This window comes from Alienimonas sp. DA493 (assembly GCF_043951915.1).
In the GTDB taxonomy this organism is placed as follows: domain Bacteria; phylum Planctomycetota; class Planctomycetia; order Planctomycetales; family Planctomycetaceae; genus Alienimonas.
This window is the reverse complement of record NZ_JBINJD010000039.1, coordinates 1-22,257: the sequence shown is the minus strand read 5'-3', so window position 1 is coordinate 22,257 and position 22,257 is coordinate 1. Positions and strand designations below refer to the sequence as shown.

13 protein-coding genes are annotated in these 22,257 nt (G+C 73.5%); 4 read left to right on the top strand and 9 right to left on the bottom strand.

The window, feature by feature from the left end; genetic code table 11:
- Position 1: 1 nt before the first annotated feature.
- The 4 genes from ACG2DA_RS08315 to ACG2DA_RS08300 all read right to left on the bottom strand — a co-directional run bounded on the left by ACG2DA_RS08315 (position 2) and on the right by ACG2DA_RS08300 (position 7,153).
- A complete protein-coding gene (locus tag ACG2DA_RS08315) occupies positions 2-1,432 on the bottom strand; it encodes a DUF1501 domain-containing protein (RefSeq protein ID WP_395255100.1) in 1,431 nt (476 codons plus the stop codon).
- A gap of 84 nt (positions 1,433-1,516) precedes the next feature.
- Positions 1,517-4,834 carry a DUF1549 domain-containing protein gene (locus ACG2DA_RS08310; protein ID WP_395255099.1) on the bottom strand — a complete coding sequence of 1,106 codons (3,318 nt, stop codon included), beginning with the start codon at positions 4,832-4,834 and terminating at the stop codon, positions 1,517-1,519.
- Complete coding sequence (locus ACG2DA_RS08305; protein WP_395255098.1) at positions 4,831-6,546, bottom strand: FecR domain-containing protein; 1,716 nt, start codon at positions 6,544-6,546, stop codon at positions 4,831-4,833. The genes ACG2DA_RS08310 and ACG2DA_RS08305 overlap by 4 nt, the downstream gene beginning before the upstream one ends.
- Complete coding sequence (locus ACG2DA_RS08300) at positions 6,539-7,153, bottom strand: sigma-70 family RNA polymerase sigma factor (RefSeq protein ID WP_395255097.1); 615 nt, start codon at positions 7,151-7,153, stop codon at positions 6,539-6,541. The genes ACG2DA_RS08305 and ACG2DA_RS08300 overlap by 8 nt, the downstream gene beginning before the upstream one ends.
- A 214-nt stretch (positions 7,154-7,367) precedes the next feature.
- On the opposite strand from ACG2DA_RS08300, the gene ACG2DA_RS08295 reads away from it, so the two are divergent.
- Both ACG2DA_RS08295 and ACG2DA_RS08290 read left to right on the top strand, forming a co-directional pair.
- Complete coding sequence (locus ACG2DA_RS08295; RefSeq protein ID WP_395255096.1) at positions 7,368-10,691, top strand: DUF1549 domain-containing protein; 3,324 nt, start codon at positions 7,368-7,370, stop codon at positions 10,689-10,691.
- Between the two features lie 91 nt (positions 10,692-10,782).
- Entirely contained in the window at positions 10,783-12,084 is a 1,302-nt protein-coding gene (locus ACG2DA_RS08290; RefSeq protein WP_395255095.1) for a DUF1501 domain-containing protein, read from the top strand.
- A gap of 161 nt (positions 12,085-12,245) precedes the next feature.
- Here ACG2DA_RS08290 and ACG2DA_RS08285 read toward each other — a convergent pair whose 3' ends face one another.
- The 4 genes from ACG2DA_RS08285 to ACG2DA_RS08270 form a co-directional block, all read right to left on the bottom strand.
- Complete coding sequence (locus ACG2DA_RS08285; protein ID WP_395255094.1) at positions 12,246-13,142, bottom strand: ABC transporter permease; 897 nt, start codon at positions 13,140-13,142, stop codon at positions 12,246-12,248.
- A 111-nt stretch (positions 13,143-13,253) separates the two neighbouring features.
- Complete coding sequence (locus ACG2DA_RS08280; protein ID WP_395255092.1) at positions 13,254-15,728, bottom strand: polysaccharide biosynthesis tyrosine autokinase; 2,475 nt, start codon at positions 15,726-15,728, stop codon at positions 13,254-13,256.
- A gap of 125 nt (positions 15,729-15,853) precedes the next feature.
- Entirely contained in the window at positions 15,854-18,442 is a 2,589-nt protein-coding gene (locus tag ACG2DA_RS08275; RefSeq protein WP_395255090.1) for an O-antigen ligase family protein, read from the bottom strand.
- Positions 18,443-18,750: 308 nt separating this feature from the next.
- The gene (locus tag ACG2DA_RS08270; protein WP_395255089.1) at positions 18,751-20,094 is read right to left on the bottom strand and encodes a hypothetical protein; all 1,344 of its coding nucleotides are present in this window, start codon (positions 20,092-20,094) and stop codon (positions 18,751-18,753) included.
- A gap of 283 nt (positions 20,095-20,377) precedes the next feature.
- On the opposite strand from ACG2DA_RS08270, the gene ACG2DA_RS08265 reads away from it, so the two are divergent.
- Positions 20,378-20,638: a hypothetical protein gene (locus ACG2DA_RS08265; protein ID WP_395255088.1), complete on the top strand. Its 261-nt coding sequence runs from the start codon at positions 20,378-20,380 to the stop codon at positions 20,636-20,638.
- Here the strand turns inward: ACG2DA_RS08265 and ACG2DA_RS08260 are convergent.
- Positions 20,615-21,430 carry an ADP-ribosylglycohydrolase family protein gene (locus tag ACG2DA_RS08260; RefSeq protein WP_395255087.1) on the bottom strand — a complete coding sequence of 272 codons (816 nt, stop codon included), beginning with the start codon at positions 21,428-21,430 and terminating at the stop codon, positions 20,615-20,617. The two genes, ACG2DA_RS08265 and ACG2DA_RS08260, sit on opposite strands and share 24 nt — an antisense overlap.
- 153 nt (positions 21,431-21,583) lie before the next feature.
- On the opposite strand from ACG2DA_RS08260, the gene ACG2DA_RS08255 reads away from it, so the two are divergent.
- A complete protein-coding gene (locus ACG2DA_RS08255; RefSeq protein WP_395255086.1) occupies positions 21,584-22,249 on the top strand; it encodes a hypothetical protein in 666 nt (221 codons plus the stop codon).
- The last annotated feature ends 8 nt before the right edge of the window (positions 22,250-22,257 follow it).

Sequence of the window (22,257 nt, the reverse complement as noted above, 5' to 3'; positions counted from 1 at the left end):
CTCAGCCCACGAGCTTCTGGAAGAACTTGCCCTCGTTGATCGTGGGGCGTTCCGGGCGGCCTTTGTACTGGTAGGTCAGGTCCAGCCGGTCCAGGCCGAGGAGGTGGAGGATGCTGGCGTGCAGGTCGTGGACGTGCAGTCGGTCCTCCACCGCCCGCAGGCCGAGTTCGTCGGTGGCGCCGAGCGTCTGGCCGCCCTTCACCCCGCCGCCGGCCATCCACATCGTGAAGCCGGTCGGGTTGTGGTCGCGGCCGTTGCCCTGCTCGCTCATCGGGGTGCGGCCGAACTCGCCGCCCCACACGACCAGCGTCTCGTCCAACAGGCCGCGGCGCTTCAGGTCCTTCAGCAGTCCGGCGACCGGCTTGTCCATGCTCTTGCAGAGCTTGGAGTGGTTCCCCTCGATGCCGCTGTGGGCATCCCATTTCGAGCCGGGGCCGTGGTACAGCTGGATGAACCGCACGCCCCGCTCCGCCAGCCGGCGTGAGAGCAGGCAGAGGCGGCCGAAGGATTCGGTCTCCTTCTCGTCCATCCCGTACAGCGCCCGGGTCTCGGCGGTCTCCTCGGAGAGGTCCACCGCCCCGGGGGCCTCGGCCTGCATGCGGAAGGCGAGTTCGTAGCTGGCGATGCGGGCGTCCAGCTCCGACTGCTCCGGATGAGCGGCGGCGAAGTCCTTGTTGAGTTTGCCCAGCAGGTCCAGCTTGCCCTCCTGCCGGAGCCGGCCGACGGACTCCGGCGTGGACAGGTTCGGCACCGGGTCGCCGACCTCCTTCAACCGCACGCCCTGATGGACGGCGGGCATGAAGCCGGCGGACCAGTTCCGCGGACCGTTCACCACGCTGCTCTTGCCGTCCTGCAAGACGACGAACGCCGGCAGGTCCTTATTCTCCGTGCCCAGGCCGTAGCTCACCCAGCTGCCGAGGCTCGGCCGGCCGCCCAGCGGGCTGCAGGTGTTCATCTGGCAGACGCCGGCGCTGTGGTTCACGCCGTCGGTGTGACAACCCCGCAGCACGGCGATGTCGTCCACGCAGGTGGCGATCTCCGGCAGCCAGTCAGAGACCCAGGTGCCGGCCTCGCCGTGCTGCTTCCACTTCCGCTGGCTGGCCATCAGCGGGGCGTTCGCCTCGCCCATCGCCAGCGCCACCTTGCCGAAGCTCTCCGGCAACGGCTGACCGGCCAGCCGGTTCAGCTCCGGCTTGGGATCGAAGGTGTCCATGTGGCTCGGTCCGCCCTCCATGAACAGGAAGATGACGGACTTGGCCGTCGGGGCGTGGTGCTGAAAGGATTCCGCGACCGCCGACCGGTTCTCCGCGGACAGCGCGGAGTCCGCCAGCAGCCCGGAGAGGGCGGTCGCCCCGAACCCGGCCCCGCTGCGGGCGAGGAACTCGCGGCGGGTCTGCGGCACGGTCACGTGCGGGAGGCGGGGGCTGAACATGTCGGCGGGCGATATTTGAGGGAATAATGATCGGATTAAGCCGCGACCGGGGGGAGCGCTCCCCCGGTCGCGGCAGAGGCGGCGTCACTGCACGTAGAGGAACTCGCTGCTGTTGAGCAGCACGTGGCAGAGGTCGACGAGGGCCTGCCGACGCGGCTCCGCCGAGGAGACGGCGGTGCGGTGCGGCGTGAGGTCCAGCCCCCGGCCGGGCTCCGCCGCGGCGGCGTCGGCGAAGACGCCGGGCGTTTTCTCGAAGGTCCAGTGGGCCAGCGTGGCCTCGGTGGGCGACTCGTTCGTGATCAACGCGTCCTCCACGCCCAGGGCCCCGCGTGAGAGCCGCACGTCGTCGATCAGCCCGTCGAACAGGTTGGCCGACTTCGAGGTCCCCCGCCGCCCGATCGCGATGGGGGTGCGATTCCCCGCCTCGGCGAGTTGGTGCTCGTGGGTGACGACCGACAGCGGCACGTCGTTGTTCGACAGATCCTTCAGGATGAACGTGACCGTGCCGGGCTTGTCCTTCGTCGCCGGGAGGACGGCGGCGGCGGCGTAGTAGGGCGTGTTCAGGTCGATGTGCTGATCGCTGAAGATCGCCGCCTCCTGCACGCCGCCGCCGCCGGGGGCGCGGCCGAACATCTGCATTACGAGGGTCTGCGGTTTGCGGCGGGAGCCCTTGCCGGTCACGCCGAAGCCCCAGCCGGGCTCGCTGCGGCCGCCGTCCCACTTGGAGACGAGCGTCCGGACCGAGCCGCTCTCGTAGACGCTGTTGATCTGGAAGAACGCCTCCACGGTGAACCCGCCGCCGGCCAGCGGGTCCCCGAGGGGCTCCACGTGCGGGGCGAACAGCGGGGCCGGATCGCCCGGCGTGCTCACGACCGCCCGGCCGTCGCGGGTGGGGAACTCGGCGAACTTCAAACCGGAGTCGTCCGGTTCGCCGCCCTTCGTCTCAGCGGCCTCCTTGGCCCGGCGGGTCTGTTCGCGGAGGAATTCCACGCAGGTCGCCAGTTCGCCGTCGGTCGGTTCGCGGCCCAGCACCGCCCGCCAGGCGACGGCGGCGAGGGCGGCCTCTTCGTCGCTGCCCGCCTCCGCGGAGACCCGCGACGCCAGCTTGGAGGCGTGGCCGAGCACCGCGTCGGAGTTGATCAGATACAGGCTCTGCAGCGGGCTGGTGGTGGTGTCCCGGGCGGAGGCGCTGATGAAAAACTGCGGCAGATCGAACAGATCCATCAGCGGTTCGCGACTGTTCCGCTTCACCTGAAGGTAGACGCTCCGCACCGGCGTGCTGTGGCCGGCGCCGGGGCCGCCGTCCTTCTCCTGCAGCGAACCGGTGACGAACAGCAGCGCGTCGCGGACCTGCTCCGCGGCCAGCCGGCGGACGTCCGCCCGCCAGTACCAGTCGTTCTGCGGATCAATGCCGGCGTACGCCGCGGCGTGGGGGTGCGTCGCCGCCTGCCGGTAGGCGGCGGAGGTCACGATGAGGCGGTGCAGCGGTTTGAGCCGCCAGCCCTCGTCGAGGAACCGGACGACCAGCCAGTCGAGCAGTTCCGGGTGGCTCGGCGGGCCGCCGAGGCGGCCGAAGTCGCTGCCGTTGGGCGCCAGGCCGCGGCCGAAGTGCCCCTGCCAGACGCGGTTGACGATCACCCGGGTCGACAGCGGGTTCTCCGGGTCGGCGATCCAGTTCGCCAGCGCCGCCCGTCGGCCGGTCGTGCCGTGGCCGTTCACGCCGGGCAGCGGCTTGCCCTCGTGCCGGGGCGGCTCGATCTCCATCGGCTCCTCGGACAGCAGCGCGATTTTGCCGGGCTGCACCTCAATCTTGCGCTTCGGCACGATCGTCGGCGGGGCAACGGCGTCCGCGTCCCCGGCGATGCGGCCGGTCGGCAGCGGGGCCGGCTTGAGGTGATCGAACTCGGCGATCTTCTTCCGCAGCTCGACCGCCTTCGGCTTCAGCTCCGAGGGGATGTGGTTGTCCAGCCGCTCCCACTCGAACAGCACCTGATCGTGGACGAGCCAGTGAACCTGGCGGTCGTAGGCGGTCTTCTCCGCGTCCGGCGTGTGGTAGATCGCCTGCACGTCCTCCGGGAAGCGTTCGACGGCTTTGCGTTGCCCCCGCTCGCGGGCCGGGCCCTCGATCTCCTCCAACTGCGCCCGCAGATCGGCGGTGGCCTCCTCCCACTCCCGCATCGCCTCCGCGTGGGCGGCCTGCTCCTCCTCGGTGGCCAGCGGCACGTCGTCCCGGAACAGCACCGGCTCCAGGAAGGCCCGCAGACGGTAGTAGTCCGTCTGGGGCAGCGGATCAAACTTGTGGTCGTGGCACTTCGCGCACTGCAGACCCAGCCCGAGGAACACGTCCGCGGTGGTGTCCGTCAGTTCGTTGAGCATCAGCTCCCGCTGCCCGGGGGCCTCGCGGGAGTTGTATTCGTAGATCCCGTGCCGCAGGTAACCGAGGGCCACCTGAACGTCCACGTCCTCCGGGTACAGCTCGTCGGCGGCGAGTTGCTCCTTGACGAACGTGTCGTACGGCTTGTCCTCGTTGAACGATTCGATGACGTAATCCCGATATCGCCAGGCGTCCGGCCGGACGAAGTCGGCCCGGTAGCCGTCGGAGTCGGCGTAGCGGACCAGGTCCAGCCAATGCCGGCCCCAGCGCTCGCCGTAGGCGTCGCTGGCCAGCAGGCGCTCGACGAGCTTGTCGTAGGCGTCGGCGGAGTCGTCCGCGACGAAGGCGTCCACCTCCTCGGGCGTCGGCGGCAGGCCGGTCAGGTCCTGGGTGAGCCGGTGGATGAGCGTGCGGCGGTCGGCCTCCGGCGCCGGGGTCAGGCCGCGCCGCTCCATCTCGGCCAGCAGGAAGCGGTCGATCTCGTTGCGGCCCCAGTCGCCCTTCGTGGCGGGAACCTCCGGCTCGGTCACCGGTTGCAGGGCCCACCAGGCGCGGTCTTCCTCGGTGAACTTGGGGCCGCGTTCGCTCGCCGGGCGGACGGGCGGGCTGTCCTCGGCGCCGGGCCAGGGGGCGCCGAGTTCGATCCACCGCTCCAGCACGGCGATCTCCGCGGCCGGCAACTGGCCGCCGGGAGGCATCTCGTAGGACTCGTACCGCACGGCCTCCATCAGCAGGCTGTCGTCCGGCTTGCCCCGCTCCAGGGCGGCGCCGCTCCACCCGCCGGCGAGGATGTGGTTCATCGCATCGAGCCGCAGTTCGCCCTCCTGCTTCTCCTCGCCGTGACACTCGAAGCAGCGCTTAGCGAGCAGCGGGCGGACCTCGTTCTCGAAGAACCGGGCCTTGGCGGCCTCCAGCTCCTGATTCTCCGGCTCCGCCCCGGGGGCGGGCGCGGCGAGAGCCAGACCCCCGACCAGCGGGCCGGCGCCCACGATCAGTCGAACCAGCAGCAATCGGGCGAGCGGCGTCAAGGCGTGTCCCTCCGCGGGCGCGGGTGAGAGGAAGGCGGGATGGAGGCGGCGGGAAGCCGGGGCGGGTCGGCCGGCAGGCCGACGATCAGGGTGGGGTCGACGTACTTGGGGTCGTCGCGGGCGTCCTGCACGAACAGTTCGCTCACCGTCTCCCCCGCGGCGTAGCCGAGGTCCGACAGGTCCACGGCGACCGTGTTCGCGGTGAACCCCAGCGAGGGGACCAACCGCGGCACGTCCTCCGTGAGGCGGACCGCGTCCAGCGTCGGCCCGACCGCGGCGGCCGGATCGGGCTTCGGCAGGACGAACGGGGCGACCACCGTGGAGCCGGGGTCGCCCACGGTCAAATCATATCGAAGTTGAGTGATGGACCGCAGACCGGGGCGAAAATCGATCGGACTCAGGTGAAATGCGTCCCCGTCCGGGGGGTCCACGACGGAATGAATGTCAAAGAGCGCCAGATCCGGCCCCGGGCCGTTCGTCACAGGCGTTTCGAACCGCACAGCCAGCCCGGAGGTGTGATTCGGCCCCGCCAACACCGGGGCGGTCGTGAGAGGTTCGCGGGAGCCGCCGGGGTTGATGTGCCCGGCGTTCAACATGAGGGGTTCCGTCAACCACCGCCCCAGCGCGCCCTCGGCGCCGCCCGGCACGGCGTAGGGATAGCCGCCGTCCGGGTTGTGGAAGGCCGTGACGGCGGACGGGATCAGGTCCGCGGCAGCGTAGGTGCGCGTTTCGCCGGCCCGCTGCACGGTGAGGGCCGTCAGCCGGGTGGCGGAGTTCTCGTCGGTGTGCGTCTCGTAGGAGATCACGCGGTCCGGCAGCGTCTCCCGGTAGACGGCGGGGTCGAACGGCAGCGGGCCCTTCCCCGCCCCGCCCGCGGCCGTCAGCCGGCGGGCCTGCCCGGTGACGAGCCGGTCGGCCGTCTTCCCCCCGTCGGACGGGGAGACGCAGTGCAGTTCCGCGGCGCCCTCGACGACGTGCACCTCCGTGCCGCCGTCCGCCTCGGCGTCCCCTTCCCGCACCCGCACGGCAAAGCGGGTGCCGAGGTCCAGCACCCGCCCGTCCGGCGTGTCGACGCGGAATCCCTCCGCCCCGTCCGGGGCGTGCACGCTGCACCGGCCGGCCTTGAGAATCAGGCGGTCGGCGGCGGCGACCTCGAACACCGCCGGCCCCTCCAGCACGGCCTCCGCCCCGTCGGCGAACCGCAACCGCACCCACCCGCGGAGCAGCGCCTGCTCCCGCCCCACCGGCGCCGGCTCCCCGATCGCCGGGGCCGCGGCGCCGAACAGCTCCGCCCCGGCGCTCGCCGCCCAGATCGCCGCCGGTTTCGGGGCCGGTGCGGGAAGCCCCGGAGGTGACGGTTCGACTTGGAGCGCACTGTCCCACCAGAGCGCCGCCATGCAAAACGCCACCGCCGCGAGAGCCGTCCACTTCAGCCAAGCACGCCGGCCGCTCTCGCCCGGCGCCGGGGCCGTCGCGGGTTCGACCGTTCCCGCCGCCGCCGGGGGGACGGCCAACTCGCCGTCGCCCCAGGCGAGCGTCGCCTCCTGATCGGCCAGTTCGACGTACCGCCGCCGCAGCACCGGGGAGTTCAGCACGAACCCCTCCAGCCGGGCGACCTGCTCCGCGGAGGCGGCGCCGTCGAAGACCGCGTCGCAGAGGGCGTCGAAGACCCGCAGCTCCGCGGGCGTCGGGTTCGTGGGACGCTCAGACAACACTCGCCTCCGTGGGCAGGCCGTCCCCGGCGCCGGAGAGCGTTCGCGAGACGCACTCGTGCAGCGAGCGCCGGATGCGGGAGAGCATCCGCAGCACCGCGTCGGGGCTCTTCTCCAACCGCCGAGCCAGCTCCTCCGTGCCGGCGTCCCGTTCGCCGAGATACCGGCGGCGGACCAGTTCGCGGTGGTGGTCCGGCAGCCGGTTCAGACAGTCGGCCAGCGCCGCCCGGCGTTCCTCCAGGCGGTCGGCCTCGCGGGTCAGTTCTTCGTCGACCGCGGACAGGAACGCGTCGCTGAATACCAAGCGGTCCCGACCCCGCTTCGTGCGGTGGGCCCGCACCTGATTGAAGGCGACCCGGCAGCTCCACGCGGTGAAGTTCGTGCCGGGTTCGAACTGCTCGAACTCCCGCCACAGCACGAGGTTCGTCTCCTGGAGGACGTCCTCGGCCGCGGTGCGATCGCCCAGCAGGCCCATCAAATAGAGAAACAGGCGCCGCTGAGCCCCGCCCAGCAGCCGGGCGAACTCGTCCATCCGTTCCCGGTCCGCCCCCGGCTCGACCGCGGTGGGATCGACGGGCGGGGCGGCGGCGGGCGGGGTTTCGGGCACGCGGCGGGGCGGCGAAACGGGACGGGCGTTGGAAGCGAAGAGCAGAACGGAGGCGATTCGGACACGCAAAGTTCGATGGGAGGCAAAATTCGATCAAATCTTCGCCGATGGTTCGCTTTTCGCGGCCGGCTTCGCAGGCGCTACCCATTCGGACAGGCCAATGTATAGTGGGGGAACCGCCTGATTTTCGCTGTCCACCGAGGTTCCAATCGCCGTGACGTCCTCCGCCGCCCTATTGGCCCTCGCGCTCCTCGCCCCCACCGCCGACGCCGCGGGGGCGGACGCCCTGCCCGAGGTGACTTGGGACTGGTCCGAAGCGACCGACGGCGTGGCGATGGGCATCGCCAAGGCCGGCGAATACGAGGTCCCGATCGCCGGTTCCCTGACCAACGACGCCGCCGTCGGAACCGATCCGACGCCCCGTCTCAACGTCGGGCAGACCGGCTACCTCCGCGTCCGCGACACCGGCCCCGGCAGCCTGCTGACCGTGGGGAACGGCGAGGCGCTGTCGGTTCTCGTCACCGTCTATCCGCAGCCCAAGTCCGGCGGGGGGTTCGGACACATCCTCAGTAAGGGCCGCACCCACGCGAAGGGCCGGGTCCCGAACAATCAAAACTACGCCCTGCGGCTGGCGAACGAGGGGAACCGGGCGGCCCTCTCCTTCCTGTTCGCCGACGAGGCCGGGGAGTTCCACCGCTGGACCTCCGACGGCACGATCCCCTGCGACGGCCGCGCCCACCGGATCGCCTTCACCTACACCTTCGGCCAGCCGGACAGCCTGCGGGCGTTTTTGAACGGGCAGGAGACCGGCGGCGCCTGGGACATGGGCGGGGCGACCGACAAAGCGCCGATCACCGACAGCGACGACCTCTGGATCGGCTCCGCGATGGGCGGCAGCTCCGGGAGCACCTTCGAGGGGGCCATCGGTCCGGTCCGGCTGCTGCGGGGGACGCTCTCCGACGAGGAGCTCTCCCGCCGTCCGCCGCTGATCGCAACCCGCCCCGCCCCGCGGGCGCCGGAGGGCCGGGCGCTGGTCGAGGTGATCGGCGACGTGGACGGCCGGGCCCGCTCGTGGAACTTCCCGCTGCCGCGGCTCGCCGAGGACACTTACCTGCAGGACGCCTTCGCCGTCCCGCAGATCGCCCACGCCTACGGCCCGACCGGCGTGCGGGTGGACCGCGGCGACGCCGTCGTGGTGCGGGTCCGCGGTCAGGCGACGCTGCCGGCCGGGGAGTGGGAACTGCTGGTCCGCAGCCGCAGCGGGGCCCGGGTCTCCCTGAACGGCGAACCGGCGGCGAGCGTGCGGTTCTTCAATCGCAGCTCCAGCGCCCACCAGCCGCTCTATCCGGAGGGCGAGGTGAAGGCCCCCGGCCTGCGGAGCCTGCGGCCCGGCGACGCCGAGGACACGCACGTCTTCACCGCCGACGGCGAACCGATCGACGTGCTCGCTGAGTTCTACGCCGGCGGCAGCGGTCGGCGGCGGGAGCCCGGCGAGGCCGGCCTGTTCGTCCGCCCCGCCCCGGCCGACGGGGAGGAGGGCGAGCCGTTCCGCATGCTCCTGCCGAGCGCCGGCGACGAGTCCGCCCTCGGCCCAGCCCTGACGGACGGCGACTGGATCGCCTTCACGGAAGACTACGCCGACTGGATGCGGAAGCTCGACCAGTCCCGCCGCCGGGAGGCCGCCGCCGGGGAGATCGCCCGCTGGAACGCCCGCCACGATTTCATCCGTGAGGTCTACGAGCCCCGAGCCGAGGTCCCGGCGCCGACCGAGGGGCTGCCGGAGAAGAACGCGATCGACCGCTTCGTCAACGCGAAGCTGGCCGCCGAGGGCGTGCCGCCGCGGCCGGAAGCCGACGACGCGACCTTCCTCCGCCGCACGGCGCTGGACCTCGTCGGCCGCATCCCGACCCCCGAGGAGATCGATCGGTTCCTCGCCGACCCCGCGGACGAGCGCCGGGCGAACGCCGTGGACCGCTACCTCGCCGACGACCTCGGCTGGGCGGACGGCTGGGTCGGCGAGTGGCAGGACGTGCTCGCGGAGAACCCGACGATCGTCAACCCGACGCTGAACAACACCGGCCCGTTCCGGGAGTGGCTGCACGAAGCCTTCCTCGACAACCTGCCGGCGGACCGCTTCGCCACGGAGCTGATCCGCATGAACGGCTCCCAGTACAGCGGCGGGCTCGGCGGGTTCGCCCTGGCCAGCCAGAACGACGCTCCATTCGCCGCGAAGGCTCACGTGCTCAGTCAGGCGTTCCTCGCCTCCGACATGACCTGCGCCCGCTGCCACGACGCCCCCAGCCGGCCGTTCCTCCAGAAGGATCTGTTCGGCTTCGCGGCGATGCTGAAGCGCTCCCCGCAGAAGGTGCCCGCCGGCAGCAGCCTGCCGCCGGATCTGGTCGGCACCGCGGCGGTCGAGGTGACGCTCATGCCGGGCGAATCCGTCCCGCCGGCGTTCACGCTGGAGGGCCTGCGGGACGGCGATCCGGCGCCGGAGCTGGTCGACCTGTTCAACGCGGAGCAGGACACCCGCGAGCGCCTCGCCCTGCTGGTGACCGGCCCGAAGAACCGCCGCTTCGCGGAGGTGATGGCGAACCGACTGTGGACCCGCTACCTCGGCCGCGGCATCGTCGACACGCCCCACGACTGGAGCTTCGGCGAACCCTCCCACCCGGAACTGCTGGCCTATCTGGCGGACGAACTCGTCCTCTCCGGCTACGACCTGAAGCACGTCGCCCGACTGATCCTCAATTCCCACGCCTACGGCCGGCAGATCGCGGAGGAGTATGAGGCGCGGGCCCTGTTCGCCGGTCCGACGCGGGAGCGGATGACGGCCGAGCAGCTGGTCGACAGCCTGTTCGCCGCCAGCGGCAAACGGCTGAAGGCCGGGCTGGTGACGATCGACGCCGACGGCGCCCGCAACGAGAAGCAGGGCATGAACTTCGGCCGCCCCCGGCGGGCCTGGGAGTTCGTCAGCCTCTCCACCGACCGCGACCGCGAAAGCCTGACGGTCCCGCGGGCCGAGCCGTTCGTGGAACTGCTGTCGGCCTTCGGCTGGCGGGGCTCCCGGCCCGACCCGCGGAACGTCCGCGACGACAGCCCGGACGTCACCCAGCCGGCCCTGCTGGAGAACGGCGTGCTGGGCGAGCGCTTCACCCGCCTGTCCGACGACAGCCGCTTCACCGAGTTCGCCCTCGCCGCCAACTCGCCGGAGGCGCTGGCCGAACGCACCGTCCGGGCGATCTTCACCCGCGGTCCGACCGCGGAGGAGGTCTCGCTGTTCGAGGAGCTGCTCTCCGAAGGTTGGGACGAGCGGAAGACCGGCCGACCGGCCAATCCGCCGCACTTCCTCGAAAACCCCGGCGTGACCTGGACGAATCAGTTCATCTCCGAGGCCGCCGCCCGACAGATCGAGTTGCGGAAGAAGGTCGAAGCCGGCGACCCGCCCTCGGCCCGCCTGACCGACGACTGGCGGCAGCGGTACGAGGACGTGCTGTGGGCGCTGCTCAACAGCCCCGAGTTCCCGTTCGTGCCGTAACGCGATCGAGCCGTAGACCGCCGCGAAACCCCCCGCCCCGGACGCTCCCCGCGTTCGGACGCCGTTCCCTCCCCCCGCCCCGCCCGCTGCCATGTCGCTGACCCGTCGTTCATTGCTGACGTCCGCCGCCGCCGCGACCGCCGCCGCGGCCCTGCCCCGGGTGCGGGCGGTGGGCGAGGAGCAGGCCGCCGCCGCCCTGCGGGACGGGACCGCGGAGCACTGCGTGGTGCTCTGGCTGGGCGGCGGGGCCGCGCAGATCGACACCTTCGACCCCAAGAAACTGGGCGATCCGAAGGAGCGGAAGGCCGGCTCCGCCTACCCGTCGATCCCCACGGCGATCCCGGGGGCGGAGTTCTGCGAGCACCTGCCGATGCTCGCCGACCGGGCGGACCGGCTGGCCGTGGTCCGGTCCACGAACCACGACGTGATCGACGAGCACGCCCGGGCTGTCAACCGCATGCACACCGGCCGGAACACGACCGGCACCGTGGTGTACCCCTCGATCGGCAGCGTGATCGCCTACGAGCGCGGCCCGGCGAACGACAAGGTGCCGGCCTACGTGCTGATCGGCATGCCGTCCGTCAGCCGCGGCCCGGGCTTCCTGGGGCCGTCGGCGAACTTCGTCTACCTGACCGACACCAGCCGCGGCCCCTCCGGCCTGACGGTGCCGGGCCACCTGTCGGCGGAGCGTCGCGCCCGGCGGGAACGGCTGCTCAGCCGGGTGCGGGAGGACGCGTTGGCCCGCACCCCCGAGGGCGCCGACGCGATTCGGGCCTACGACGAGACGATCGCCGAGGCTCTGCGGCTGGCCGGGCCGGAGTTCGCCCAGATCTTCGACGCCTCCGACGAGCCGGCCGACCTGCGGAACGCCTACGGCTCCGAGTTCGGCCAGCGCTGCCTGCTGGCTCGCCGGCTGATCCAGCGGGGCGTGCGGTTCGTGGAGGTCTCCCACAACATCGCGTTCACCAACGGCACCGGCTGGGACACGCACAACGAGGGTCAGGAGAAACAGCACCTCCTCATCAAGGAACTCGACGCCGCCCTCGCCACGCTGACGGACGACTTGGAGTCGCACGGGCTGCTGGACAAGACACTGATCGTCGTCGCCTCCGAGTTCGGCCGGCCGGCCGGGTTCGACGCCGGCGGCGGCCGCGGGCACCACGGGAAAAGCTTCACCACCGTCCTCGCCGGCGGCGGGCTGAACCTCGGCCGCACGATCGGCGAGACGGACGAGCTGGGGATGAGCGTGGTCGCCGATCCGGTCAGCGTGCCGGACCTGCACGCCACGATCTACCACGCGATGGGCATCGACCCGCACCTGGAACTGTACGCCGGCGAACGCCCGGTCCCGGTGACCGACGGCGGGCACGCCATCCGCGAGTTGTTCGTCTAAGCCGTTTCCATACGAACCCGAAGCGTCAGCGAGGGATGCGGACAGCGCCCGCCCTGGTGGGGCGGAAGGCCCTCGCTGACGCGTCGGGTTGGCGTTCCCATGACGTATCGAAACCGCTGTTAAACCGCCCCGTGCCGACGCGGGGCCCCGCGGGGGGACGTTCAGATGATGTCGGCGAAGGTACGTTCGGTGCGGGTGAAGTAGATCGCCCCGGTGATCAGCAGGATCGCCGTCGCCGTGGCGGAGAGGGCGACGTAGCCCCAATCCGGCGGGGCGGTGCCCAGCACGCTCCACCGCACGCCCTCGATCGCCCCCGCCATCGGGTTGAGGTAGTACAGCAGGCGGTAGTCCGGCGGGATGATCGTCGGCGGATAGATCACCGGGCTGAGATACGTGCCCGCTTGGACCACGAAGGGCACGGCGTATTTCACGTCGCGGTACTTCACGTTCAGCGCCGTGAGCCACAGCCCGCCGGCCAGCGCGGCGGCGGCGGCGAGCAGCAGGAAGGCCGGCAGGGCCAGCGCCTCCACGCCCGGCGCGAACCGGTAGATCGCCAACACGACGACGAGCAGGACGAGCTGGATCGCCAAGTCCACCGCGGCCACGCCGAGGTTCGAGAGCGGCAGCACGAGCCGGGGGAAGTATACCTTCGTCAGCAGGCCCTGGTTGACGACCACGCTCTCGGTCGTGCCGGTCAGGGCCGCGGCGAAGAACATCCACGGCAGCAGCCCGCAGAAGGCGAACGCCGCGTAGGGGACGCCCTCCGGCAACTGGTCCTCCAGCCCGACCGCCTTGCCGAAGATCAGGGTGAAGATCGTCATGCTGACCAGCGGCCGCACGACGGCCCAACCGATGCCCAGCACGCTCTGGCGGTAGCGGGCCGCGACGTTGCGGCTGGTCAGCAGGACCAGCAAATCCCGATACCGCCACAGCTCGGCGACGTCCGGCAGCGGCCAACCGCTGGGGGGACGGATCACCGTCCGGTTGGCGCCGGCCGGAGCCGGGGAACCGGTCGAAGCCGGGGGGGCGGCGGCGGCGGGGGCGGGGGCGTTCGTCATGCGTCGGCGTCCCGGGCGGCCGGGGCGGTGTCCTTCCGTGGGACCCCGGTCTTAGATCGCCGCCCGATCCGCCGAAAGGCCGACCGCGGCCGCGCCGCCGTCGACCGGGGTTCACCGCGAACGGGCGACCTCCGCGGCGCCTCCCGCGTCAGCGGAGGCCGACGAGGCGGAGGCCGGCGCCGCTTCGATGAGAGCCGCGGACGCCGGGGCGGCGGTCGCCTCGTCGGAGTAGTACGCGTCCCGACCGGCGAACGCCCCGTAGCCGTAGCCGCCGTAGTACCCGCCCTGCACCTCGCGGGTGTATTCCCCGCTGGTCGGCACCGCGTTCACCACCAGGCCCAGCACGTTGGCGCCGGCCTGATCGAGCGTGTCGAGGCACTCGCCCAGCCGACGCCGGGTGCGGGGGTGCAGCCGGGTCACGACCATCACGCCGTCGGCCAGACGGGCGGTCGCCGCCGGGTCGGAGACGGCCAACACCGGGGGGCTGTCCAGGAGGACGAAATCGAACTTCTGGCGGAGCACCTCCAGGAACGTCTCGTAGGCCTCGCTGCTGAGCAGCTCCGCCGGATGGTCCGGCCGGGCGGCGCAGGGGAGCAGCCACAGGCCGGGCTGTCCGCTCTCGACGAGGGCCTCGTCCAGCTTGTCCGGGTCGGCGATCACCTCCGCGGTGCCCACCCCGGGGTCCTCCGCGCTGACCTGCGGCAGCCCGAACATGCGGCGGACGCGGGGGCGGCGGAGGTCCACGTCGACCAGCACCGTTTTCTTGCCGACGCGGCCGAGGGTCACCGCGACGTTCGCCGTCAGCGTGCTCTTGCCGTCGCCGCGGTCCGGGCTGGTCACCTGCACGACCTTCGCCCCGTTGCGGGCCGCGGAGAGCAGCCCGGTGCGCACCGCCCGATAGGACTCCGCGAGTTGGCTCTTCGGCCGCAACACCGTCGACAGCCCCGGGTCCGGCACGCCGTCCCGCACCCGTTTCGCCTCCTTCAGGGTGCGGGCGGGAATCTGGGGGACGTGGCCGAGCAGCGGGAGCCCGAACTCCGCCCGCAGCTCCGCCGGGCCGGTGAAGCGGCGGTCGGACTGTTCGAGCAGGTAGGCGAGCCCGAAGGCGACCGCCAGCCCCAACGCCCCGCCGGCGCCGAGCGCCCGGAACAGCGGCGCCCGGGCCGGCCGCCCCGGACCGGGGGGCGTGATCGGCGTCACGCGGACCGTGTCGGCGTCCTTGAGCAGATCAAGTTGATCCACGTCGCTCACCAGCGCCGCGTAGAGGGCCGCGTGGCGGTCCCGGCGGTCGCGGAGTTCCCGCTCGCGCGATTCGGCGTCGCGGACGCTCTCCGCGGCCTCGCGGGTCGCCTCGTACCGCTCGTCCAGCCGGTCGATCTGCGATTGCAACACGCGGGCCCGTTCCACCCGGGCCTCGACGTACAGATCGAGGAACGACGCCGGCCCCCCCGCCCCGTCCGGCCCCGCCCCGTCGACGCCGGTCTGCAGTCCCGCCCGTTCCGCCTCGATCCGCCGCAGCGCCGCCAGGCGGTTTTCCAACCGTTTGATGTCCGGGTGGTTCGCCCCCTTCGTCTCCCGGGCCTCCTCCAATTCGAGGATGAGGTCGAGGTGCTGCTCTTCGAAGCCCAGCTCCGCGACGGCGGGGTTCTCTCCGACGCTCTCCCGCTTCAGCGAGGCCATCTGCGCGAGCGCCGCCCGCCGGCCGCCGGCCTCCATGGAGGAGCGGATGGACTCCACCTCCGCGACGAGGTTCGACAGTTCCAGGCTCAGTTCGTCCCGGGCCGCGTCCAGGGCGAGCAGGTCCGCGGCGTGGGGGTTGAGCGGCTGGCCGTCCGGGCCGCGGACCAGCGGGCTGTTGCGTTCGAACTCGCGGTGAGCCGCCTCGGCAGCCTCGAGATCGCGGAGCACCTGATCGCGGGCCTCGCTGATCAGCCGGATCGCCTCGCGGACGCCGGACTGGCTTTCCTCGCGGACCTCCGCGGCGAAGGCGTCGACGACGGCGTCCAGCACGGCGCCGGTCTCCTCGGGGCTCCCGCCGCTGTAGGTGAATTGCAGCACCCGGGTGCCGGGCACCTGGGTTCCCTCCAGCCCCTTGAGGATGCGGCCGACCGGGGAGCCGGCGCCCTTGAAGGCGGGCAGTTCGTCCAACCGACGCTCGCGGACCGCCCGGGCCACCAGCGGCGCCGTCTGGGCGCGGTACAGGTAGTTGCCGAGGGTATCGCCGGTGAGCTGCTCCATTTCGCCCCCGCCGCCCTCGGTCCCCGGCAGCGCCGCCCGACGGGCGGAGACGGTCAGTTCCGCCACGGACTGATAGACCGGCGGCTGAGAGAGGTCGTACAGGTAGCCCCCGCCCAGCCCGCAGGCGAGCCCCAGCAGCAGGACCCACCAGCGCCGGCGGAGCAGGCGTCCCAGCGGGAACCCCTCCTCGGCGGCGCCCTCCCCGCCGGTCGTCTGGGCGCCCCAGCCGCCGTTCCCCTCGTGGGCGGCGGCGGCGTAGGTCCGGGGCGCGAGGGAGCCGTCGCCGTAGCCGTCCGCCTGCGTCTCTTCGTCCGGGAACGACGAACCGGGAGCGGCGAACGAGGGCACGGGCGGCCTTCAGGCGGGAACGGGCGACGGCGGACGAGCCGCGCGGTGGGGACAGCCGGGACCGGGACCGTCCCGCTCGGGCGTCCGCGGCGGCGTCGACTGCGCCCGCCGCGACGCCGCCCACTCTACGGCCCGCGGTCGACCCCCTTCAAGACGCCCCGACCCTCCCTGTTTGCCCCGCCCCCGTCTTTCGACACGCCGGCCGGATCACCGGCCGCCCGCTCGGCCTCGCGGACCCGTTCCAGCCGCCGCGACAGCGACCCGGCCGCCGCCGAACCCGGCTCCAGGGCGTCGAGGACCACGAGCTGCTCCGCGGCGGCGTCCGTCCGCCGGTCGGTCAGCAGCCACTCGATCAGCCGCTTGCGGGCGGCGACGTCCCGGGAATGTCGAGCCAGGAACTCCTCCAGCGCCGCGACCGCCTCGGTGCGGCGCCCCGTCAGCCGCAGGGCCGCGGCCCGCACGTCCGCCGGCAGCGGGGCGCCCGCGGACGCCGCGGCGGTCAGGGCCTCGCCGGCGACGAGGGACGCCAACCCCGCGTCGAAGTCCGCCACGGCCTCGGCCACGGCGATCCGCCCCGCCGGGTCGGCGGGCAGCAGGTTGCGGAACCGTCCCGCGACCCCGGAGGGCATGCCGCCGGCGGCGAGCGCCGCCGCCAGCGTCGGATCGAGCGTCGCCCGCTCGTCCGCCGCCGCCAGCCCGGCGGCCACCTCCCCGGCCCGCTTCGGCTCCGTCGCCAGCACGGCGGCCCAGCAGGCGTTCGCCGTCTCCGTCAGCCCCAGCCGGTCGGCCCGCCGGGCGGCGGCGATCTGGGCCGGCATGTCCGCGGGGAAATTGCGGTGCAGCGCCCTGAGGAACCGCTCGCCGGACGGTTCTTCCGACGACTCCGTCCAGGCGAGACGGGCGAGGTTCAGGTCCAGTCGGGGGATGAACGGGCAGACCCGCCGGGCCGCGAGCAGCCGTTCGAACGCCGGCCGGAGGTACCGCCGCACCCGCTCGTCCGCCCGCAGAGCCGCCAGCCGCTCCTCGCCCCCCGGCCCGAGCGCCAGCACGGCGCCGAGCCCGGGGTCGCTGAGCCGGGCGAGCTGAGCGTCGGTCAACTCCGCGGCGGCGGGGTCGGTCGCGAGGGCGGCGGCGACGGCGTCCTGGTATTGCCGAACGAACAGGCGGGCGAGGGCGACGCCGGCCTCGGCGTCGTCCGGCCGGGCGGCGAGGGCCGCCTCCAGCCGGGCGACCTCCGCCGCAACCTCCGCCTCCGTCCACCCGGCCGGATCCGCGTTGAGCAGGTTCGGTTCCCGATAGGCCATCGCCGGGGCCGCCCGGGCGGTCTCCCACGCCGCCCACCCGCCGGCCAGCGCCGTCGCCCCGGCCAGCCCGGCGGCGAACAGCCGGCGCCGCCCGTTCGTCGCGGTTCGCTCGGCCGCAACCGGGGGGAAACCGGCCCCGACGGCGGCTCCGAACAGGGCCGCGGCGGCCAACCAGACCGGCGGCCGGGTGATCCCGTAGTCGAAGAGCGCCTGCACCCCGAGCGCCGCGGCCGCGAAGACCGCCGCCGCGACGGCGTCCGCCGCCCCGGCCCGGCCCGCCCGCCGCACGCCCCACCCCAACGCCCCCGCCGCCGCGAGCAGCAGGGCGACCCCGACGACGCCGCCTTCGACGAGCAACTCGACGTATTGATTGTCCGCGTGGGTGAACCAGTCGCGGGTCGGCCGGGTGAGGTACGGCGGCGTGGCGTACCGATGCGTGCCCAGACCGGCGCCGAACAGGGGCAGATCGACCGCCACGCCGACGGCGTCCGCCCAGTGCTCGCGGCGGGCCCGCAGCGATCCCCACAGGCCCTCCTCGCGGGTGCCCTCCCAGCGGGCCAGCACGGTGCCCTCCGCGCCCACGCCCGCCAGCGACAGCAGCGCCCCGGCCGCCGCCACGCCCCCGCCGATCAGGCCGAACCGCAGCGCCCGCCGCAGCCCGCGGCCGTCGCCGGCCGGGTCGGCGGTCGGCGATTCGGTCCGACGACACGCCCACGCGAGGGCCGCGGCGCTCGTCAGCAGGCCGAGCGGGGCCGCGGCCAACCCGGCCCGGCTGCCCGTGACGAGCAACCCGGCGACGATCGACGCCCCGCAGGCCCAGGCCGCCCTCCCGCCCCCGCCGGCCAGCAGGCCCAGCGCCGCCGCCAGGCCGACGTTCAACAGGTGGGCGGCGTGATTGCGGTTCAGCCCGGCGAAAAACGCCCCGGTCAGCCCGGCGTCGCCCTCCAGGGCGCCGACCAACCCCCAGTCCGCGGCCCGGCCGAGCCGTCCCAACACGCCGACGACCGCGAAGACGCCCGCCGTTCCCGCGACGCCCCACCAGATCACCCGCCGCCCCGCCGCGAACCGTCCGGCCTGAGCGGCGAGAAACAGGACCGCCCACCCCGCGGCGAGCAACGCCGTCGTTTGACGCGTGGACGGGCGGGAAACCGTGACCGGTCCCCAGTGGGGGGCGAGCGTGCCGGCCGCGGTCTCGAGGTCTCCCCCGCCGGTCGGCGAGAGGGCCTGCACCAGCCCGAGCGCCAGCAACCCGCCCAGCGGCAGCAGCAGCGCCGGCGCGGGCACCGGACGCCCGCGGAACGCCCGCACGGCGAACGCGGCGACGACGACGGCCGCTCCGGCCGCCGCCGCGGCGAGTTGCCAGCCGCCCCAGCGTCCGTCGAGCCACGGCGCCGAGGCCAAAGCGGCCACGGCCGCCGCCGCCGCCAGCGAAGCGAGCGTGTCCGGCGGGCGCTCGCCGGGCGGGCGGGTCCGACCGCGGGCCGCGGGACGGGATTTCTCGAACCGCGACGCCCGGGACGGCTCGGGGCGACGCGGCTGACGCCGACGGCGGAGCGCCGCCCGGCGGGCGGCGCCGGCCTCGTTAGCGCGGCGAATGAAGTCCCGCCCAATCGGCTGCGGCCCCGCCGCCCCGCCGCCCGCGGCGTCCGAGACGGGCGCAACGGGGGCGGGGGCGGCCGGGGCCGTCGACTCGGGCGTGTGCGATCGGCCGCGGATGGCTAGTCGTCAGAATCGTCTTCGGAATCGCCGCCGGCGCTGCCGTCGGACGGCTGGGAGGACGGCCCCGCGGGGCTCGCCGCCTGCGGCGCCGGCACGAACACCCGCTCGATCTCGACGTCGTCGCTGTCGGGGTTGTTCCGCCCAATCGCGATCCCGGCGCCGATGCCGATCAGCGTGGGGATCAATCCCCCGCCGAAGGCCGCCCCGCCGCCGCCGCCGCCCGCGGCCCCGCCGCCGGTGCCGATCGGGCCGAGGGGCGCCGGGCCCGGAACGCCGGGCCCGGGGAGCGGCGGACCGAGGATGTCGCCGGGGGGCACGGGGGTCGGGTCGTCGATCACCACCTGCCGGACGCGACGGGCGACCGTCCGGAACGGGCTGTCGCCGTTCTGCCGGACGACCGGCTGCCCCTTCACCACGTTCAGGCCGACCACGCTCGCCCCGTACAGCGGCTCGCCGGCGGCGTCGCCCGGCAGGGCCGTGGCGGGGGAGCTGACCGTCACGTGCGTGTACAGGCCCGGCTCGAGGTCCTCGGGCAGCCGGTAGCGGCCGGCGCCGTCGGCGGTCAGCGAGGCGACGCGATCGCCGTTCCGGATCAGGAAGATCTCCGCCCCCGGCAGCGGCCGGAGCGAGCCGTCCTCATCGTACATCCGGGCGACGCCCTCGGCCCCGGCCGGGGCGCCGGCGAGCCGGGCGGCCCGCAGGGCCGCGGGACGGACCGCGGGTTCGTTCGCCCCGGCGGCCACGTCGGCGGGGAGGCCGGCCGGTTCGACGGCCGCGGCGGGCGCCGACGCGGCGGCGGACGCGGGCGTCGCGGCGGGAACCGGCAGTCGCGCGCCGGTCGGCGTGCCGAGCTGCTCCGGGAACCGGCGGGCGAGGATCGCCAGCGCCAGGGCCCGGTCGGACGGCGGGGCCAGCAGGCGGACCGAGGAGGCGTCCTCGGGGAGCGGCTCCGCGCCGAATTTCTGGGAGAAGATCGCCATCGATTCGCCGGCGACGCCGATCACGCTGTACACGCCCGGCGGGACCGAGCCGCTCTCCAGCGACCCGTCGGCGCTCAACAGGCCCGTGGCGACGACGGCGCCGTCGCGGACCAGCCGGACCGACGGCCGCACGCCGTCGCCCTCGCCGGAGGCCACCAGCGGGACCCGCAGGCGGCCTTTCGCGGCCGCGGCCGGTTCGGCGGGTTCGTCAAAGAGGTCGGCGCCGACGGCGTCGTCGGTCGCGGAGGCAGTTTCGGGACGGTCGAACGCCGGCGCGTCCGAAAGGGCGGGCTCTTGGGCGAAGCCGGAGCCGCCCATCAGAAGGACCGCCGCGAGCGACAGCGACGTGCGGGTGAAAATCATCTCGGACGCGTGCGGACGGGAGACTGGGAAGACTGGGGAAGGATCGCGGGGCGCCGGCGGCAGCGCCGTCAGAGACGACCCAGTTTGCCACTGTACCCGCACGACCGTCTTCACACACATCAAACGCACGATCGTTTCTCCATCCGCCCCAGTTTCAGCGCCCCCCGGCGGGCGAGGGGGGCGACGCCCGGAAGGCGTCGGACGGAGGGCGCTCGTCGGGACGGAGGACCGGGAGGACGCCGCGGAGGGCGCCCCACCCGGCCGGCGGCGTTCCTGTTTCGACATGAACCGCGATCTCGTCTCGCCCATCGCCCTGTACGCCAAGGGGGCGCTGTTCGTCCTGCTGGGAGCCCTCGCCGGCGGATTGCTGCTCGCCCGGGCGCCCTCCTGGACGACCGCGGGCCTGCTGGCCGTGTGCGTGTGGGCGTGCTGCCGGGCCTACTACTTCGCCTTCTACGTGGTGGAGCGGTACGTCGACCCGAACCACCGCTTCGCGGGACTGTGGGACTTCGCGGGGTACCTACTCCGCGGCCGGCGGCGGTGAGGAGGGGCGGACCCGGCCGGTCGTGAACCGGTCCAGCACGTCCGTCAGGTCGTCCGGCAGCCGTTCGCGGACTTGCTCGGCGATCGGTTCCGGCACGCCGACGCCGGTGCGGCGCTGGTAAAACGCCTCCGCGACGGCCCCGGCGATCGCGGCCTGGGTGTCGGCGTCGCCGCCGAGGCTGATCGCGTTTCGCACCGCCGACTCGTAGTCCGTCGCTTCCAGGAACGCGATCAGCGCCTCGGGCACGGAGCCGTCGCAGGAGACGTCGAAGCAGTACCGCGGCCGGATCTCCGCCAGCGTGCGGTTCAGGTCGTAGCCGAACCGGGCGGCGATCTCGTCTTTGAGCTGCTCCTTGGAGGCCCCGGTGCGGGCCAGGAAGACGGCCCACGCGGTCGCCTGGCCCCCGGCGACGCCGCGGGGGTGGTTGTGCGTGACGGCGGCGCTGCGTTCGGCCTCGGCAAGCGTCTCGGCGACGGTGTCGAACGCCCAGCCGACGGGGCTCACCCGCATCGCCGAGCCGTTCCCCCAACTGCCGTAGGGCCCCGGACGATCGGAGCGGAACCAGCGCTGAAAGTTCCCCCCGTACCCGGCCCGCGGATAGCGGCGGGCGAAGGCGCGAATGTGTTTGGCGTAGTCGCCGTCCGTCAGCAACGCCTCGGCGACGGCGCAGGTGAGCACGGTGTCGTCCGTGAACCGGCACTCCGGGCCGATCAGCGGCTCGAAGTGCGGCGACTTCCACCCCTCGATCTCCCAGACGGAGCCGATGACGTCCCCCGCGACGGCGCCCAGCATGGATCGGTTTCCGGTTCTCGAGGGCAGGAACGCGCGAACGGCACGCACGGCGGACGTCGGGCGGACGCACGGCGGGCGAACGGGGTTCGCCGCGTCGATCCGCCGCCCGGGCGGGAAGCCGGGCGGCGGGGTCGGTAGGATCGGGACCGCATTATGAGCGCCCGCCCCGCCCGTCGCCGCCGGTTCGTGCGGCCCGCCCGTCAGCGGGTCGTGGCGGGGGCGACGTTGCTGGCGATGATCGTCTGCCAACTGCCGGCCCCGCTGCCCGTGCCCGCGGCGGCGATGGGGAAGGATCGCTCGGCCCTGTACCCCTGCCGCGATCGGCCCTGCGGGTGCGGCTCCGCGGAGGCCTGTTGGACGGGGTGCTGTTGTTTCACGAACGTGCAAAAGGTCGCCTGGGCGAAGGCGAACGGCGTGGCGATCCCGGCGTTCGTCCACGAGGCCGCCCGACGCGAGGCCCGCGACGCGGAGCGGGACGCCGCCGCGAAACCGCATTCCTCCTGCTGCGCGAAGCCGGCGGCGAAACCGTCCTGCTGCGGCGGGGCCGGCGGCTGCTGTGACGCGAAGACGGAGCCGACGGCGACCGACCAAACCGACGAACCCGCCCCGCCGCTGCCGCTGGGGTGGGCGGCCCAGAAATGCCGGGGCGAACTGGCCGCCTGCGGCGCCCTGCCCTGGGCCCTGCGGCCGACGACCGCCGACGGCCCGACGTTTCCCCCGCTCGGCTGGGACCGGCCGCGGTCCGGCGCCGCCGCGGCGGTGACGCTCGACCCGCCGACGCCCCCGCCGCGGTCGGGCGCCGCGGCTCCTCTCCTCTAACGCGGCCC